The following is a 17,127-nucleotide window of genomic DNA, read 5'->3' as shown; positions in this document are numbered from 1 at the left end:
ATGAAGAAAGCTCTTATCATATCAGATAAGAGCCTTTCATTCTTTTTAATACGTTCGGACAGGCAATATTAACTGCAGTACGGAATCATCATTTGCCGGTTTGATGATAAACGGGCGCATTGCTCCGGTAAATTCAATTTTCACTTCATCGTACTCAATAGCTTTTAATGCATCCAGCATATATTTGGAACTGAACGAAATTTTTAATTCTTCTCCCTCGATCGATGTCACTGAAATTTCTTCAGCAACTTGGCCAACTTCCGGCGAATTGCTGGTAATTTCCAAAAGATTATCGCCTGTCGTTGTTAATCTGACTACATTATTCCGATCCTCTTTCGCCAGAAGAGAAGCCCTGTCAATTGTATGGCTTAAATCTTTCGTTTTCACATTTATCATTGTCTTGCTTTGATCCGGAATCAGTCTGGCCGTTTCCGGATAATTTCCATCAAGCAATCTGGATAGAAAATTTAAATGTTTTGCCTGAAAAAGAATTTGATTGTTTGTGACGCTGATTTCGATTTCCTCGTCGGAATCGGCCAGGATTTTATATAATTCATTTAAACTTTTGCCAGGGACAACAATACTGGAAAAACCTTCGTTCGATTCATTTATCGGAATCTCACGGGCTGCAAGCCGATGACTGTCAGTAGCTGTAAAGCTTAATGTATTATTCTCCAGTTTAATATTAACACCTGTAAGGATAGGACGTGTTTCCATAGTTGAAACCGCAAATACAGTTTGTTTAATCAAGCTTTTCAGCAAATCTGTCTGCAGTTTGAAATTATTATCCGTTTGCAGCTTAGGTAATTGCGGGTACTCCTCAGCATCCTGACCATTCAGGTTAAATTGTGCTTTACCTGAACGAATGGTTACATTCAAACTGGAATCTGTCTCAATTTCCACTGTTTTCTCCGGAAGTTTACGGACAATTTCCGGAAAATAACGTGCCTGAATAACGATACTGCCTGGTTCAATTTGTTCCGCGTAGATGATTCCATTTTCTTCTGCAGGAATAAAGGATTCGATGGAAATATCGGAATCACTTCCGGTTAATTTTATTCCATTTTGTGAAGCTTCTATTTTCATACCAGTCAAAATCGGTATTGCTGTACGTGATGAGATAGCTTTCATAACGTTTTGGACGCTGGAAATTAATTGATCACGCTGAATAATAAATTTCATTGAATTTATTCTCCTTTTTGCACATATAGTTATTTTTTATTAATAAAAATATAGTAATAATAGTAATAGGGCTTGTGATTATGTGGATAACTGGATTTATCCGATTGTTTTAAAGTTATACACATGTGGACAGGTTGTTTATAAGTTAGTTCCACTATTCACATTTAGTCACAGGTGGATAACTTAAAATGATTTCAATTGTTCTTTTAATTCTTCAATATCTTTATGAAGCAATGTATCGTTTTCCATCATTTTGGTGATTTTTTCATGTGCATGGATAACCGTTGTATGGTCACGTCCCCCAAATTCTTCACCTATTTTAGGGAGGGAAAAATCAGTCATTTCCCTGGATATATACATTGCGATCTGCCTTGGAAAAGCAATTGATTTTGTCCGTTTCTTGGCAAGCATGTCCTCCAGTTTTACGTCATATTTTTCTCCGACAGTTTCCTGAATCTGATTAATTGTAATTGTCCGCGGCTTATTGCTTGGGATAATATCTTTGAGTGCATCTGCTGCAAGTGATGCATCGATATCCTGGTTGACCAGGGATGAGTAGGCAACAATCCGAATGAGTGCACCTTCCAGTTCGCGGATGTTTGTATCAATTTGATTAGCAATATAAAGCATGACTTCATTTGGAATATCGAGTCCTTCCGCTTTTGCTTTTTTTCTTAGTATTGCTGTCCGGGTTTCCAAATCAGGCGGTGTAATATCTGTAATCAGACCCCACTCAAATCGTGAACGTAGACGGTCTTCCAATGTTGGTATTTCTTTCGGCGGACGGTCACTTGAAATAATTATTTGTTTATTTTCTTCATGCAGCGTATTGAACGTATGGAAAAATTCTTCCTGTGTTTGTTCTTTTCCCGCCAGAAATTGAATATCATCAATCAGCAGGATATCAACATTCCGGTACTTGTTACGGAAGTTAGCTGCTTTATTATCCATAATGGAATTAATAAATTCGTTTGTAAATTTTTCTGATGATAAATAAACTACATTAGCTTCCGGATTATGATCGCGAATGTAGTGTCCGATTGCGTGCATTAAGTGTGTTTTTCCGAGCCCGACACCACCATAAATAAACAGCGGGTTATATGCTTTAGCCGGTGCTTCCGCAACTGCAAGTGAAGCAGCATGTGCAAAGCGGTTGCCGGATCCGATAACAAATGTGTCGAATGTATATTTTGAATTTAACATCGTTTTAGGTGAGTTCATTCCATCATTATCGTGCGTATGAATTTTTTTAGCCGGTGCTTTTATATCTTCCGGCTGTTGCTGGACCTCTGGAATAATGAACTGGGTTGTCAGACTGGATCCGGTGATTTCAGTTAAAATTTCGTTAATCAGTTGGGTATATCTTCCCTCCAGCCAATCACGCGCGAATTCATTCGGAGCTGAAACAATTAATGTATCATGCTGCAGTGATTCAGCTTTTGTGTTTTTAAGCCAGGTATCAAAGCTCGGTTTACTTATCTTTTCTTCAATTTTTTCCAGTGCTGCAGTCCAAAGCTCATTAATGTTTTCCAACGTAATTCACCCCTTTCAATGGTGTAAATGATGAAAAAACCTCTCTCAATCTCCCAATGCGAAAGATGGACAGGTGTATATCGGTAATTTTTTTAATTGTGGATAATTAAAAACAGGCACATACAATGTTTTTAAAAGTTATATACGTAATCCACAATGTTGTTAATAGTTTATTAAACAAGTGTGTTAATAACTATCCACAATCTATCCACAAATTGTGGATAGTGAAATATCAATAGATTGTTTTCCACAGATTAAAGCACAATTATAATACCAAATAAAATCAATTGGTGCAATGGATTATCGACAGTTATCCACAATCTTCACCAGTTGTAGACAAAACCTATCAACAATATTATATTTTGTGAGTATATTGTCGATATTAGTTGTGGATAGAAAAAAATGAAGTGAATTGTAAAAACAACAGGGTGTGGATAAAAATTTTTTTGATGAAGTTGACAGATACCGTAAATTTTCCGTATAATTACTTAGACTGTCTAAAAGGAAATTTTTTTAGTATAGATTTTTAATTCCTTAGGGAGGTGCAAGATAAAATGAAACGAACATTTCAACCAAATAATCGTAAACGTAAAAAAGTACACGGCTTTCGTGCACGTATGAGTTCAAAGAACGGTCGTAAAGTTTTGGCTCGTCGTCGCCGCAAAGGAAGAAAAGTATTGTCTGCATAGGCCACTGAAAAACTCAGTGGTCTTTTTTTCTCGCAGACCAGAATTCTGAAGCGGATATTTTTGTTTTGCAGACTGAAGTAGAGTCTTCTATATAAAGGTGATTGTCATGAAGAAGATTTTCCGTATAAAAGATAATAAAGAATTTCAATATGTGTTTAAGCATGGAAAGTCTTTTGCAAACCGGCAACTGGTCATTTATTATATAAAGAGGTCGGACCAGGACCATTTTCGGGTCGGACTTTCAGTTGGAAAGAAAATTGGAAATGCTGTAACACGAAATCGGATCAAGCGTTATCTGAGGCAGAGTCTTCATGAACTTGATGAGCGTATGCAACTGGGCTATGATATCGTAGTGATTGCACGGCAGCCTACTAAGCAGATGAATTTTCATGAAGTGAAGAAAAGCCTGATTCATGTTTTATCAAAAGAGCGCTTGCTGAAGAAAAAGAAGTTTATGTAATTTTATATAGTTAATGCACTGATTTAATGATAAACTACAATTAATGTGAGTACATATAGTTGAAAGCATCTGTTAGTCGGACAAGGTGTTTTTGGTGTGATCAGTAAGGAGGAAATAAATTGCGAAAAAAGGTTTCATTGCTTGTAATCCTGACGGGGTTGGTTACGGTTCTATCCGGTTGTATGAATGTAAACGACCCGATCAGTAAAAATACGGAAGGGATCTGGGCGGAATGGTTTGTATGGCCGATGACCCAGTTTATTAAATATTTTGCCGAATTGTTTGATGGTAATTACGGTCTTTCCATTATTATTGTAACCATTATTATCCGACTTGTTCTGCTCCCGTTAAACGTAAAGCAGTTGAAAAGTTCCAAAGCAATGCAGGATATTCAGCCTGAATTAAAGGAAATACAGAAAAAATACAGTTCAAAAGATGCCAATACACAGCAAAAATTGCAGCAGGAAACCATGGCATTGTTCCAGAAGCATGGCGTTAACCCGCTTGCAGGTTGTTTGCCGATTTTTGTTCAAATGCCTATTTTAATAGCGATTTACCATGCTATTATGCGTTATGAGCCAATTCAGGAACACAGCTTCTTATGGTTTGAATTAGGTCAACCGGATTATATTTTACCGTTAATTGCCGGGGGGGCTACCTTCCTGCAACAGAAACTGATGATGGCTGGAAGTCCGGCGGCACAAAATCCGCAAATGATGGTCATGCTTTATGTAATGCCAATCATGATAACTGTTTTCGCATTTTTCTTCCCGTCAGCATTGGCATTATATTGGGTTGTTGGTAACGTATTTATGGTTGCACAGACAGTTCTTATTCGTAAACCAATGATGAAAGATGCTAAAACTGGAGGCGACAAATAGTGAGAGAAATAACTGCCAGCGGACAAACTGTTGAAGAAGCGGTCCAATCAGCATTAGAGCAGTTAGACACATCCAGGGACCATGTGGAAGTTGAAGTAATTGATGAAGGAAAAAAAGGCTTGTTGGGAGTTTTTGGCTCCAAGCGGGCTATTGTAAAAGTAAAGATGGGCAGAAACCAAATTGAACAGACAGAAGAATATTTGATGGAAGTAACAAAAAAGCTGAACGTTGATACAGCGGTAACCACTTCAGTAGACGGGCATCATGTAACGTTTAATCTGGCTGGAGATAAAATTGCCTTAATGATCGGTAAACGCGGGCAAACGTTAAATGCGATTCAATATTTGGCACATCTTGTTTTAAACAAGGAAGGCAGCCAATATTATACGGTAACTGTTGATGCAGAAGGGTATCGTCAACGAAGAAAAGAAACGCTTGAATCGCTCGCCCATAAGATGGCAGATAAAGCTGTTCGATTAAATAAAAAGGTAGCACTTGAACCGATGCCGGCGTTTGAGCGAAAAATTATTCACAGCGCTTTACAAAGGAACGATACGATTTCCACCTATTCAGACGGAGTGGAACCGCACCGTCACATTGTGATCAAGCCATAAATCAACTTAGTTATATCCCAAGGGTCCCATTGCCTTGGGATATTTTTTTGTTCATAAAGGACAAGGGAAAGTCGAAATCTCGGATTTTCACATGTTTTCGCCGGAAAAAGATTAATAAGTGCCGAATAAATTAAATATTTGTTGGAATAACACTTAAATTCACCAGATTCAAAAAGTGCCGATTTCACTTTTCATACCTTTCCTGTTGAAGAAAATTCGACAATTTTTCAGGTGGAGGTATCTGTCGAAAAGACGTCGAAACTGTCCACATGTGGATAAGTTTTATTTTTGTTGGAATTTGTGATATTCTATGATGTTAGTGACATTAAAATTAATGGATGTTTCTTATAGATATTAACATGTGGATAGAAATGGGGTGAAAGGGTATGGAGACGGACACGATAACAGCGATATCAACGCCGATTGGTGAAGGAGCGATTGCGATTGTCCGATTAAGCGGTCCGGAGGCAATCAAGGTTGCTGCATCGGTGTTTGAAGGGAAGAATTTGCTCGAATCTGCATCACATACGATGCATTATGGAAAAATAATCGATCCGGAAACGAAAGAAACAGCCGAGGAGGTAATGGTTTCCGTAATGCGGGCGCCAAAAACCTTTACCCGTGAAGATATTGTCGAAATCAATTGTCATGGTGGATTGGTATCAGTAAACAGGGTGTTGGAAATAATGCTTGGTAAAGGTGTACGGATCGCTGAACCAGGGGAGTTCACCAAACGGGCCTTTTTGCATGGACGAATTGATTTGTCCCAGGCTGAGGCTGTGATGGATCTGATTCGTGCCAAAACAGATAAGGCCATGTCGGTAGCACTGAAACAGATGGATGGACGTTTATCATCGATGATTCAGCGTTATCGTCAAGATCTGCTGGAAACAGTTGCCCATGTCGAAGTGAATATTGATTATCCTGAGTATGATGATGTAGAAGAAATGTCGAATGAAATGATGCAAAAGAAGACAAAAGAAGTGCATGATGAGATAGAGGAACTTCTCCAGGTGGCAAAGCAGGGAAAAATTCTGCGTGAAGGGCTTGCAACCGCAATTATCGGCCGTCCGAATGTCGGGAAATCATCCCTGATGAATTCACTCGTGCAGGAAAATAAAGCAATCGTTACCGAAGTTCCCGGAACAACACGTGATGTTATTGAAGAATATGTCAATGTCCGTGGTGTACCGCTAAGGCTTGTCGATACAGCAGGAATCCGTGAAACAGAGGATATTGTCGAAAAAATTGGTGTCGAACGATCCCGTCAGGTTTTGAAAGAATCGGATCTTATTCTTTTTGTCGTAAATAATAATGAAGAACTGTCGGATGAGGATGAAAAATTGTTTGAAGCAGTTCAGGGGCTTGATTTCATTGTAATAATTAATAAAATAGACTTGGAGCCAAAACTTGATTTAAATAAAGTTGAGCAGTTGACAGAAGGAAATCCGGTCATTTCAACTTCATTAGTTAAAGAAGAGGGTATTGATGAACTGGAGTCAGCAATTGCAGAAACTTTCTTTGCAGGTGAAATTGATACAGGTGATTTAACGTACGTATCCAACATCAGACATATTCAGTTGCTGAAGCAAGCCAAACAGTCACTCGAAGATGCGATGGCCAGCCTGGAAATGAATATGCCATTGGATATTGTTCAAATAGATGTAACGCGAACGTGGGAATTTTTAGGTGAGATAATCGGCGATACAGCGAGTGACAGTCTGATCGATCAGTTATTTTCACAATTTTGTTTAGGGAAATAGGAAAGGCGGAAGCGCCCGTTTAGTTGCTGGGTGTTGGAGCTAGACACGATAGGAATGAGATAAACTAATCTTTTTAAAAGAAAGGGTGAACAAACATGGTATATGATGCAGGACATTATGACGTTATTGTAATTGGCGCCGGTCATGCGGGTGTTGAAGCCGGAGTTGCCGCTGCCCGAATGGGTGCGAAAACATTAATGCTGACATTGAACCTGGATATGGTTGCGTTTATGCCGTGTAATCCATCACTTGGCGGCCCTGCTAAAGGCATAGTCGTTCGTGAAGTGGATGCGCTTGGCGGTGTAATGGCGAAAGTAATTGATAAAACGCACATCCAGATGCGGATGTTGAATACCGGGAAAGGTCCGGCAGTGCAGGCATTGCGTGCACAAGCTGATAAACCATTATATATAAAAGAAATGAAGCATGTCCTGGAAAATGAAGAAAATTTGACCTTACGACAAGGCATGGTTAATGAATTGATTATGGAGGACGGCGTCTGTAAAGGTGTGATTACCGAAACAAAAGCCGCGTATCATGCTGAAAATGTAATCATAACAACAGGTACGTTTATGCGCGGGAAAGTTCTGATGGGGGATCTCGAGTATGAAAGTGGTCCAAATAACCAGCGCGCTTCCATTAAATTATCAGAGTATCTGGAGAAACTGGGAATTGAACTGACCCGATTTAAAACCGGAACACCGCCAAGAGTAAACAGTCATACGATTGATTATTCCAAAACGGAAATACAGCCTGGTGATGAAAAACTGCGTGCTTTTTCGTATGAGACAACGGAATATATAACCGATCAGATTCCATGCTGGCTTACGTATACAAATGAATTCACACATCAGATTATCAATGATAATTTGTCGTTGTCAGCGATGTATTCCGGAATGAAGCGTGGTACAGGACCACGGTATTGTCCATCGATTGAGGATAAAATTGTCCGGTTTAACGACAAACCACGCCATCAAATTTTCCTTGAGCCAGAGGGCAGAGATACGGAAGAAGTTTATGTCCAGGGACTGTCAACGTCATTACCGGAATATATCCAGCATGATATGGTGAAATCCGTTCCGGGACTTGAAAATGCAGAAATTATGCGTGCCGGTTATGCGATTGAATACGATGCGATTATTCCGACTCAGTTATGGCCGACACTCGAATTGAAAAATATTCCTGGATTATTCACTGCCGGTCAGATAAACGGCACATCCGGATATGAGGAAGCTGCCGCACAAGGTATTATGGCTGGAATCAATGCCGCATCCAAAGTGCTTGGTAAAGAATCACTAATTTTGGATCGTTCCCAGGCATATATTGGTGTTCTGATTGATGATCTTGTAACCAAAGGTACAAATGAACCGTATCGTTTACTGACATCCCGTGCCGAATACCGTCTGCTGCTTCGACATGATAATGCAGATTTAAGATTGACAGAAATTGGATATAACCTTGGTTTGATTAAAGAAGAACGTTACAATAAATATGCTGAAAAGAATCAAATGGTGGAAGAAGAGAAGAACCGTCTGTACAAAATTGTGATTAAGCCGGAAGAACATGTTCAAAAAATGATGAAAGACGCAAATGGAACGCCATTAAAAGAGGCAGTGCGTGCGTATGATCTTTTGAAGCGTCCGGAAATTACCTATGATATGCTGGAAACGGTGATTGAGCCTAATCCTGAATTACCGGAAGTTGTCCGTGAACAGGTGGAAATCCAAATTAAATACGAAGGGTATATTAAAAAGGCAAATGAGCAAGTCGAACGTATGCTGAAAATGGAAGATAAGAAAATACCTGATAAGATTGACTATGATGCTATCAGTGGTATTGCAACAGAAGCGAGAGAAAAATTGAAACAAGTACGTCCGCTGTCTGTTGGTCAGGCATCACGGATTTCCGGCGTAAATCCGTCTGATATTTCCATTTTGCTTATTTATATTGAACAAGGTAACGTTGCCAGGGTTGCCAATTAAAGTGCGAGGAGTTCTTTGTATGAATCCAGAACGATTTACCGAGGCATTGCGTCAGCATGGTATCGATTTAAACGAAACCCAGCTGGAGCAATTTAACCGTTATTTTGAAACACTTATAGAATGGAATGAAAAAATTAATCTAACCTCATTGAAAAGCAGGGAAGATGTATATTTAAAACATTTCTATGATTCCATTACAGCTGCATTTCATCATGACTTTTCGCACACTGCACATATTTGTGATGTGGGTGCCGGGGCCGGGTTCCCGAGCATCCCACTCAAAATATGTTTTCCACATTTGCGTGTTACGATTGTCGATTCATTGAAGAAACGGATTAATTTTCTAAATCAGCTTGCAGTGCAATTGGATCTTGAAAATGTGGCATTTTATCACGACCGAGCGGAAACATTTGGAAAAAGTGAAAAATTCAGGGAAACATTTGATATCGTCACAGCAAGAGCAGTTGCCCGAATGTCTGTATTAAGTGAATTATGTCTGCCACTGACCAAAAAGGATGGCGTATTTATTGCCATGAAGGGGGCACAGGCTGAAGCTGAATTAAAAGGTGCTGAGACGGCAATTGAAATCCTTGGTGGAAAAATGAATGCATTTCATACGTTTACATTGCCAATGGAAGAAAGTGAACGTTCTATTATTATCATAGATAAAAAACGTAAGACACCTAAAAAATATCCGCGTAAACCTGGACTTCCGAACAAAGATCCAATTGAATAAAGGGGCAGAAAGACCAGATATTATTTTTTAAATACATACTCATTCATGTGTACATATGATAAAATAGGATTATAGATTAGTATGGTTGTTTAATTATTAGTAAACGTGGCATTCGTTAAAAAGGATTCTTATGAAAGTATTTTGCTTTCTTGGAAACCCTTATGCTCTAAAGTCAAGCTTTATGGTGAATGTCCTCAGTTGCACTTTTGCAGTTAGAAAGTGTTTATACTTTCTAAATTGCTAAAAAATACAATGTTTCACGTGGAACAATTTAGCAGTAGCGATCGTCATTGATGTACGAGTTAAAGGTGGTGCTTGATTATGGCAAGTCCTTTTAATCGAATATTTGGTCTGGGGGATAAATCTAATTCCAACCAAAAGGAAGATTCATATAACCCGAATGAAGTCGAACAACTTCCTGTTGAAAAGATTGAACCTAACAGATTTCAGCCAAGGTCTATTTTTAATGAGGAAAAAATAAACGAACTGGCCCAAACAATACATACACACGGTATGATTCAGCCAATAATTGTTCGCAAATTGGGTGATAAAGAAGCATATGAAATTATTGCCGGTGAACGAAGATGGCGGGCGGTACAATCACTCGAGTGGACGAAAATACCGGCGATTATTCGGGAAATGTCTGATGCGGAAACAGCTTCGGTCGCTTTGATTGAAAATCTGCAGCGTGAAGAACTGACTGTTATTGAAGAAGCGCAGGCATATGAAAGTTTGTTGGAACTTCATGAACTGACTCAGGAAGCATTAGCCCAGCGTCTTGGTAAAAATCAGTCAACAATAGCAAACAAACTGCGATTATTAAAACTTCCGGTAGAAGTCCAGCAGGCTGTGCTGGATAAGGAAATTACCGAAAGACATGCACGGGCATTAATTAAGGTTAGTGATCAGGACAAGCAGCGTGAAGTTTTGAACGCAATTTTGGAAAAACAATTGAATGTGAAACAAACGGAAGAATATATTGAAATGCTTGATAAACCGAAAGAAAAACCTGCAAAAAAGAAGCCAAAACTGAAGGGTGTTAATAAAGACATCCGGATTGCGATGAATACGATTCGTCAGTCATTGAATATGGTCTCTAAAACAGGAATTGATGTAGAATCGGACGAGAAGGACGAAGACGATTTTTATCAGATCACGATAAAAATACCTAAAAAGAAATGATATATTTTAGCTTTCATATCGGAATTAAAAAGCCATTCATCTTTGCTGGAAGGATGAGTGGCTTTTCATTCCGCTTATTACGATAATGACCACTGAATGAAGATTACTTTTTTCTAACAATAACCATGAATAAGAGGTATTCCGACAAAAAAAGTGGTAAAATAAAACGTATAGAGTTTAGGTGGGTGACAGCATGGGAAAAATTATGGCCATTGCAAATCAGAAGGGTGGCGTAGGAAAAACAACATCATCGGTAAACTTGAGCGCAGGATTGGCACATTTCAATAATAAGGTGCTGCTTGTAGATATTGATCCACAGGGAAATGCCACAAGCGGTGTTGGTATTAACAAAGCTGACATGGATCAGTGTATTTATAATGTTCTGGTTGAGGATTTACCGGCAGAAAACGTTTGTGTACCTACTAATACAAAAAATCTCGATATTATTCCAGCAACAATCCAACTTGCAGGGGCAGAAATTGAGCTTGTTCCGACTATTTCAAGAGAAATTCGATTGAAAAAGTCATTGGAGGATTTGAAAGATAACTATGATTATATTATTATCGATTGCCCTCCGTCGCTGGGATTATTGACAATTAATGCGTTGTCCTCATCGGATACCGTCATGATTCCGGTACAATGCGAATATTATGCATTGGAAGGTTTGAGTCAGCTTTTAAATACAATCAGACTCGTTCAGAAACATTTAAACAAACAGCTGATGATTGAAGGTGTACTGTTGACAATGCTCGATGCCCGTACAAACCTTGGTGTTCAGGTGATCGAAGAGGTCAAAAAATATTTTCAGGATAAAGTCTATAAATCTGTTATTCCGAGAAATGTTCGCTTGGGTGAAGCCCCAAGTCATGGTCAGCCAATTATTACGTATGACCCGAAATCGAAAGGTGCAGAGGTCTATCTTGAATTAGCGAAGGAAGTGATGAGCAGTGGCGAAAGGGTTAGGTAAAGGTTTAGATGCTTTTTTCCCTGAAATTGAAGAAAAGACAGATGACATGATTCAAGAGATTCCTGTCAAAGATTGCCGTCCGAATCCTTATCAGCCTAGAAAGACATTTCATGCGGATGCAATTGAGGAATTAAAAGAATCTATCTTGCAATACGGCATTATTCAGCCGCTAATCGTACGAAAGAGTATTAAAGGTTATGAAATTGTCGTTGGTGAACGCCGTTTTCGTGCTGCGAAAGAAGCTGGTCTGGATGTGATTCCAGCGGTTGTCAAAGAGCTTACTGACGAAAAAATGATGGAAGTGGCGCTGCTGGAAAATCTGCAGCGGGAAGATTTAACGCCAATAGAGGAAGCTTATGCATATTCCAATTTGATGAATGAATTGGAAATTACTCAAGACGAATTGTCAAAACGTCTTGGCAAAAGCAGATCCCATATTGCCAATATTGTTCGCTTATTATCATTGCCTGATCAGGCGATTGCCTATATTAATAATGGGGAGCTTTCAATGGGGCATGGTCGTGCATTGCTGGGAATCAAGGATACGGATAAAATCATGCCGTTCGTTGATAAAATACGAAGCGAGAAATTGAATGTACGACAAGTTGAACAGCTGATTGTACAGTTAAATGAAAAGGGAAAACAGACAAAGAAGAAGAAAAAGCCTGAGAAAGATGTGTTCATCAAGGAACGTGAGACAGTTCTTCGGGATCGTTTGGGTACTGCTGTATCTATTAATCGCGGAAAACGAAAAGGAAAGATTGAAATAGAGTTTTATTCGAATGATGATCTCGAACGGATATTAACGACGTTGGAGAAATAAACAGTTCAACGATTAAAATAACAACTGACTGATTAGCCGCGTGATGCTGTCAGTCTTTTTTAATAACGATACGTTATGGAAGACAATACTAATAAATATATTGGTATTCGCTGTAAAACGCGGCAGGTGGCAAGTTTTTCATTTTAATTGAAAGGGGGAAAAGGTAGATGATTTACTTTGATCAGGCCGCTTCATCGTTTCCAAAACCACCGGAAGTAGGGGAGGCGATGGTGTACGCTTTAAATGAAGCAGGTGCAAACCCGGGCAGAGGGAGCCATAAATTAGCGAGAGATGCTGCAAATCTGATTCAGGAAACCCGGGAAAGAGCAAGTCGTGTATTCGGTTGCACAGATCCCAAAAAAGCGCTGTTTTATCCGAATGCCACAGTTGCCCTGAATCAGGCGATTAAAGGTTATCCATTGGAGGCAGGGGATCATGTCATCGCTTCTTCTTTTGAACATAACTCCATCAGAAGACCGTTGGAGTATTTAAAAAAACAAAAAGGGATCGTCGTGACATATATTAAGTGGGAAGAAGACAGTAATCAATTTATACATAATGTAAAAAGTGCGATATCCTCAAATACAAAACTGATTGCGATGACACATGCATCAAATTTAACCGGTGCAATTCTCCCGATTGAAGAAGTTGCGGAGCTTGCACACAAGAATTCCATCATAACGCTGGTTGATGGTTCGCAGACCGCCGGACATACAGAAATAAATATGACGGCACAGGGAATCGATATGCTGGTTTTTTCTGGTCATAAGGGATTACTTGGACCTCAGGGAACAGGGATGCTTCTGGTTGAAGGGAATATCCAGCTTGAACCGATTCACCATGGTGGAACAGGAGCACATTCCGAATCGGTTGGACAACCAGATCAATGGCCCGAAAAATACGAAAGCGGGACACTGAACACACCGGGGATCGCTGGTCTGAATGCTGCGATGAAACAATTTGAAAAAAGACAAAATGAAAATGTTCCACGTGAAACATTGCTGGCAAAAAAGCTGTTAACTGGACTTAAAACTATACCGGGAATTACCTGCTATGGTCCTGATGAACATCAACCACGAATGCCGATTGTAACCTTTAATGTACGAAATATCTCTTCACAGGAAATGGCCATGATATTGGATTCACACTATGATATTGCGGTACGCGCCGGTCTTCATTGCAGTCCGCTTGGACATGAGTCGCTGGATACAATGGAGCGGGGAGCAGTGCGGGCAAGCTTGGGGATATATAATACCGATGCAGAAGTAAATACATTTTTAAAAGCAGTCAGTGAAATAGTTGCAGCTTATGAGCAGTTATAAATCACAGAATAATTGGAGATGTTGTAATGGTCTTATATGGAACATTAGTGAATGGTGCCTGTATTATCGCAGGAAGCTTGCTTGGGTTGATTTTTACGAAGATACCGGAACGTTATAAAGAAACGGTAATGCATGGAATCGGATTGGCCGTTATTCTGATCGGGATGCAAATGGCTTTTTCAACAGAAGTTATTATTGTTGTCCTGCTCAGTTTATTGACAGGAGCAATAATAGGGGAACTTATCCATGTGGAAGAAGGACTGAACCGCCTGGGTGCCTGGATTGGCTCACAATTTTCAACGACAGATGACGACTTCAGTGTCTCCCAGGGATTCATTACCGCTTCCTTAATATTTGTTATCGGGGCCATGTCGGTCATTGGCGCGCTGGACAGTGGCTTACGTGGCGATCATGAAATACTGATAACGAAAGGCATCATTGATGGATTTGTTGCGTTGGTTTTAACAACAACGCTGGGTTTTGGTGTCATTTTTTCCGTAGTTCCAGTTGTTCTTTACCAGGGTTCAATTGCATTGTTGGCCACGCAAATTGAACAACTGCTTCCGGAGTCATTTCTGAATGGTCTTATTACAGAAATAACCGCAGTAGGCGGGCTGTTAATTGTCGCGATCGGTTTGAATCTCCTGAAGATTGTTCAAATCCGTGTCGGCAACTTACTGCCTTCATTGTTTACTGTCGGGTTTGTTTATTATATATATTTGCTTTTTTAAGAAGTCTTTTCGAATATTGCTGCTCAAATTCACGATTGGTGTGCATGTTGAGTGGCAATATTTTTATCCGTCGATTTATTATATAAGAGGTGTTCAACGATTGAACCAGTTTGATGAAGATCCCTGTGAAAGGTATCTGAATAAAGAATGTGAAGGAAATAAAGTTACATTAGTAATAGGGTAAAACACTTAGGGGAAGGTATAATATCGGGAGCATTTTGGGAAAAATCCTAAAATGTATAATAAGATGCAGAATATTTCATGGAATTATCTGAAAATAATAAGGATTTATACTTTTAATTAATCCCTAATATAAAAAGAAGGATTGCCGAAAAGGAAGCAATAATGGAGGGGCAACGACAGGTTGCGCCTTGGTGCGCCTATTACTATCTTTACTTAAACTATTCACTCTGCCAATAATGGAAAAAAAGAAAGGCGATGATTAACATGTATTTTGGTGAACGGTTAAAAAAAGAACGAGAAAAAAGAGGGTGGTCACAAACATACCTCGCTGAAAAAATCCATGTTAGTCGTCAGTCGGTCTCAAAATGGGAAATTGGCAAGAATTATCCCAGTATCGAAGTGATCATTGAATTGAGTGATCTATTCGGTATCACAATAGATGAATTGTTAAGGAGTGACAAAGAATTGAAAGAAAAAGTTATTTGGGATAGTAAAAAACTGGCGCATCCGAAATGGAAAGCATTCTTTGATAGTGTGTTTTTATTGGGCGTATTTCTATTAGTCGTAAAGTTGATTATTCTTGGCCTGCATCATTTTGTTAGTACAGGTATTATGATTCCAGAGGGTGTACCAAAAATTATATCAAATTTTTTACCATTAGCTTTAATGATAGTTGGCGGTATTGGTTCCGATCAGTTTAAAAATAAATATGTTGATTAATGAAGAGGGGGGCAATGATTCTCCCCCCTGATAAAAACCTGGGATTTTTTGCTTTGAAAAAGGCGCAACAGTTATAAAGCTGGGGGCGCTAAACTGTATAAGTAGCGCCTTATCGTCAGTATGCTGGTCAGATAAGAAACAGGTTTAACATTTCCGGGTTTATGGGGCATCATGGCCATAACAAGCGATGACTCCATTGTTCTCCGATATTAAAAAGACCAGTCAATACCTGCTGACTGGTCCAATTGGAAATGAAAATTTAACGGAATATCACTTCTATCATTTAAGCTTATCGCTGCCTTTTTCTTTTACTGGCATCCAAATTTCGCTATATACATTTTTCGAAATACTAGTGTGATTTGTAAAAGAAATCCCGGGCATATCTGCTACTTCATAATTGGAAGAAGGCAGCCATTCGGAATATGTTTTTGCGAAAGTTTCCTGAAGTGTAGTGGGGAAGGGCCCTCTGTTAGGGAAGATTGCCCACAAACTTTTATCAATGGTAATTTGCTCCAGATCATCGAATGGATTTTCTTTTGTAGTAGCAAACCCAATCATATGCGTCAGGAAACCTTTTTCTTCCAGGTATCCATCATCAAAATCATATGATACATTTAGGACTTGATGAGGATATAAATCGGCTAATTGATGCATTTCATTTCGTTGTTGTTCGGTTATGGACTGAGCTAATTCAATGATAGCATTATTTTCGCCCTCGAATTGAATGGGAACCCTTTTCGATACACCAACGATATTAAACTTTTCCTTCTTTTCAATTTTGAATTCCATAGATACTCCTCCTCGTATATCAATAATGAAAGTAAATTTGGGAAATGATTTTTGAATGTTGTTTTTCATTACTTCTGATGGTAAAAAACCACTCCATTCACGAAAAGCTCTTGAAAACCCTTCGATGGATTGATAGCCATACTTATAGGCAACATCTGTCACTTTGGCTCCGTTTATTAATTCAACATTCGCAACGGATAATCTCCTGTTTTTGATATACTCATTCAATGACATTCCTGCCATGTACGAAAACATTCGTTTAAAGTGATAATCGGATATTCCTGCAATTTTTGATATCGTTTTTCCGGAGATTTCTTCTGTTAAATGTGTTTCGATGTAATCCATTAAGTGATTTAATTTTTGTAACATGCATTTCCCTCCTCCACAACTACATACTATCGTTAAAATGAATAATGTACTCGATATTTTATATACGGAATTTGTCGGGGGTTGTGTTTCATAAAGGATAACAAACGGTCAGTCACTGTTTAAGGCTACCCGTTAAATAGATACACTAAAAAAACCGCATTTTACGCTCAAAAATGCGGCTTCAGGGCTGCGCTGTTATAA

General features: G+C 39.0%; 16 protein-coding genes. 13 read left to right on the top strand and 3 right to left on the bottom strand.

Annotated features, from left to right (window positions below; genetic code table 11):
* Positions 1 to 45: 45 nt before the first annotated feature.
* Both dnaN and dnaA read right to left on the bottom strand, forming a co-directional pair.
* The gene (gene dnaN, locus HUX68_RS12915) at positions 46 to 1,182 is read right to left on the bottom strand and encodes a DNA polymerase III subunit beta (RefSeq protein ID WP_174615225.1); all 1,137 of its coding nucleotides are present in this window, start codon (positions 1,180 to 1,182) and stop codon (positions 46 to 48) included.
* Between the two features lie 183 nt (positions 1,183 to 1,365).
* Positions 1,366 to 2,715, bottom strand: coding sequence for a chromosomal replication initiator protein DnaA (dnaA, locus tag HUX68_RS12910; RefSeq protein WP_174615224.1), 1,350 nt, complete (start codon positions 2,713 to 2,715; stop codon positions 1,366 to 1,368).
* A gap of 554 nt (positions 2,716 to 3,269) precedes the next feature.
* Between dnaA and rpmH the strand changes: the two genes are divergently transcribed.
* The 13 genes from rpmH (at position 3,270) to HUX68_RS12845 (ending at position 15,768) form a co-directional block, all read left to right on the top strand.
* Positions 3,270 to 3,404, top strand: a complete 135-nt coding sequence (rpmH, locus tag HUX68_RS12905) for a 50S ribosomal protein L34 (protein ID WP_035507360.1) — start codon at positions 3,270 to 3,272, stop codon at positions 3,402 to 3,404.
* A 106-nt stretch (positions 3,405 to 3,510) separates the two neighbouring features.
* Positions 3,511 to 3,864, top strand: coding sequence for a ribonuclease P protein component (rnpA, locus tag HUX68_RS12900; RefSeq protein WP_174615223.1), 354 nt, complete (start codon positions 3,511 to 3,513; stop codon positions 3,862 to 3,864).
* 119 nt (positions 3,865 to 3,983) lie between these two features.
* Complete coding sequence (gene spoIIIJ, locus HUX68_RS12895) at positions 3,984 to 4,745, top strand: YidC family membrane integrase SpoIIIJ (protein WP_174615222.1); 762 nt, start codon at positions 3,984 to 3,986, stop codon at positions 4,743 to 4,745.
* Positions 4,745 to 5,359: an RNA-binding cell elongation regulator Jag/EloR gene (gene jag, locus HUX68_RS12890; RefSeq protein ID WP_174615221.1), complete on the top strand. Its 615-nt coding sequence runs from the start codon at positions 4,745 to 4,747 to the stop codon at positions 5,357 to 5,359. Before spoIIIJ ends, jag begins: the two co-directional genes overlap by 1 nt.
* Positions 5,360 to 5,745: 386 nt before the next feature.
* On the top strand, positions 5,746 to 7,122 hold the full coding sequence (gene mnmE, locus HUX68_RS12885) for a tRNA uridine-5-carboxymethylaminomethyl(34) synthesis GTPase MnmE (RefSeq protein ID WP_174615220.1): 1,377 nt from the start codon (positions 5,746 to 5,748) through the stop codon (positions 7,120 to 7,122).
* A 95-nt stretch (positions 7,123 to 7,217) separates the two neighbouring features.
* Positions 7,218 to 9,104: a tRNA uridine-5-carboxymethylaminomethyl(34) synthesis enzyme MnmG gene (mnmG, locus tag HUX68_RS12880; RefSeq protein ID WP_174615219.1), complete on the top strand. Its 1,887-nt coding sequence runs from the start codon at positions 7,218 to 7,220 to the stop codon at positions 9,102 to 9,104.
* Positions 9,105 to 9,123: 19 nt separating this feature from the next.
* Positions 9,124 to 9,840 (top strand): 16S rRNA (guanine(527)-N(7))-methyltransferase RsmG, encoded by a 717-nt coding sequence (gene rsmG, locus HUX68_RS12875; protein WP_174615218.1) that lies wholly within the window; start codon positions 9,124 to 9,126, stop codon positions 9,838 to 9,840.
* Between the two features lie 321 nt (positions 9,841 to 10,161).
* A complete protein-coding gene (gene noc / locus HUX68_RS12870) occupies positions 10,162 to 11,022 on the top strand; it encodes a nucleoid occlusion protein (RefSeq protein ID WP_174615217.1) in 861 nt (286 codons plus the stop codon).
* A gap of 193 nt (positions 11,023 to 11,215) precedes the next feature.
* Positions 11,216 to 11,989, top strand: coding sequence for a ParA family protein (locus HUX68_RS12865; protein ID WP_174615216.1), 774 nt, complete (start codon positions 11,216 to 11,218; stop codon positions 11,987 to 11,989).
* A complete protein-coding gene (locus tag HUX68_RS12860) occupies positions 11,970 to 12,812 on the top strand; it encodes a ParB/RepB/Spo0J family partition protein (protein ID WP_174615215.1) in 843 nt (280 codons plus the stop codon). Before HUX68_RS12865 ends, HUX68_RS12860 begins: the two co-directional genes overlap by 20 nt.
* Positions 12,813 to 12,979: 167 nt before the next feature.
* Positions 12,980 to 14,134 (top strand): aminotransferase class V-fold PLP-dependent enzyme, encoded by a 1,155-nt coding sequence (locus HUX68_RS12855; RefSeq protein WP_174615214.1) that lies wholly within the window; start codon positions 12,980 to 12,982, stop codon positions 14,132 to 14,134.
* A 26-nt stretch (positions 14,135 to 14,160) separates the two neighbouring features.
* A complete protein-coding gene (locus HUX68_RS12850) occupies positions 14,161 to 14,865 on the top strand; it encodes a DUF554 domain-containing protein (protein WP_174615213.1) in 705 nt (234 codons plus the stop codon).
* Positions 14,866 to 15,312: 447 nt separating this feature from the next.
* Positions 15,313 to 15,768, top strand: coding sequence for a helix-turn-helix domain-containing protein (locus HUX68_RS12845; protein WP_174615212.1), 456 nt, complete (start codon positions 15,313 to 15,315; stop codon positions 15,766 to 15,768).
* Between the two features lie 279 nt (positions 15,769 to 16,047).
* Here HUX68_RS12845 and HUX68_RS12840 read toward each other — a convergent pair whose 3' ends face one another.
* Positions 16,048 to 16,926, bottom strand: coding sequence for an AraC family transcriptional regulator (locus tag HUX68_RS12840; protein WP_174615211.1), 879 nt, complete (start codon positions 16,924 to 16,926; stop codon positions 16,048 to 16,050).
* Between the last annotated feature and the right edge of the window lie 201 nt (positions 16,927 to 17,127).

It is taken from the genome of Virgibacillus ihumii (assembly GCF_902726655.1).
Classification (GTDB): domain Bacteria; phylum Bacillota; class Bacilli; order Bacillales; family Amphibacillaceae; genus Lentibacillus; species Lentibacillus ihumii.
This window is presented reverse-complemented; position numbering and strand designations above follow the sequence as displayed.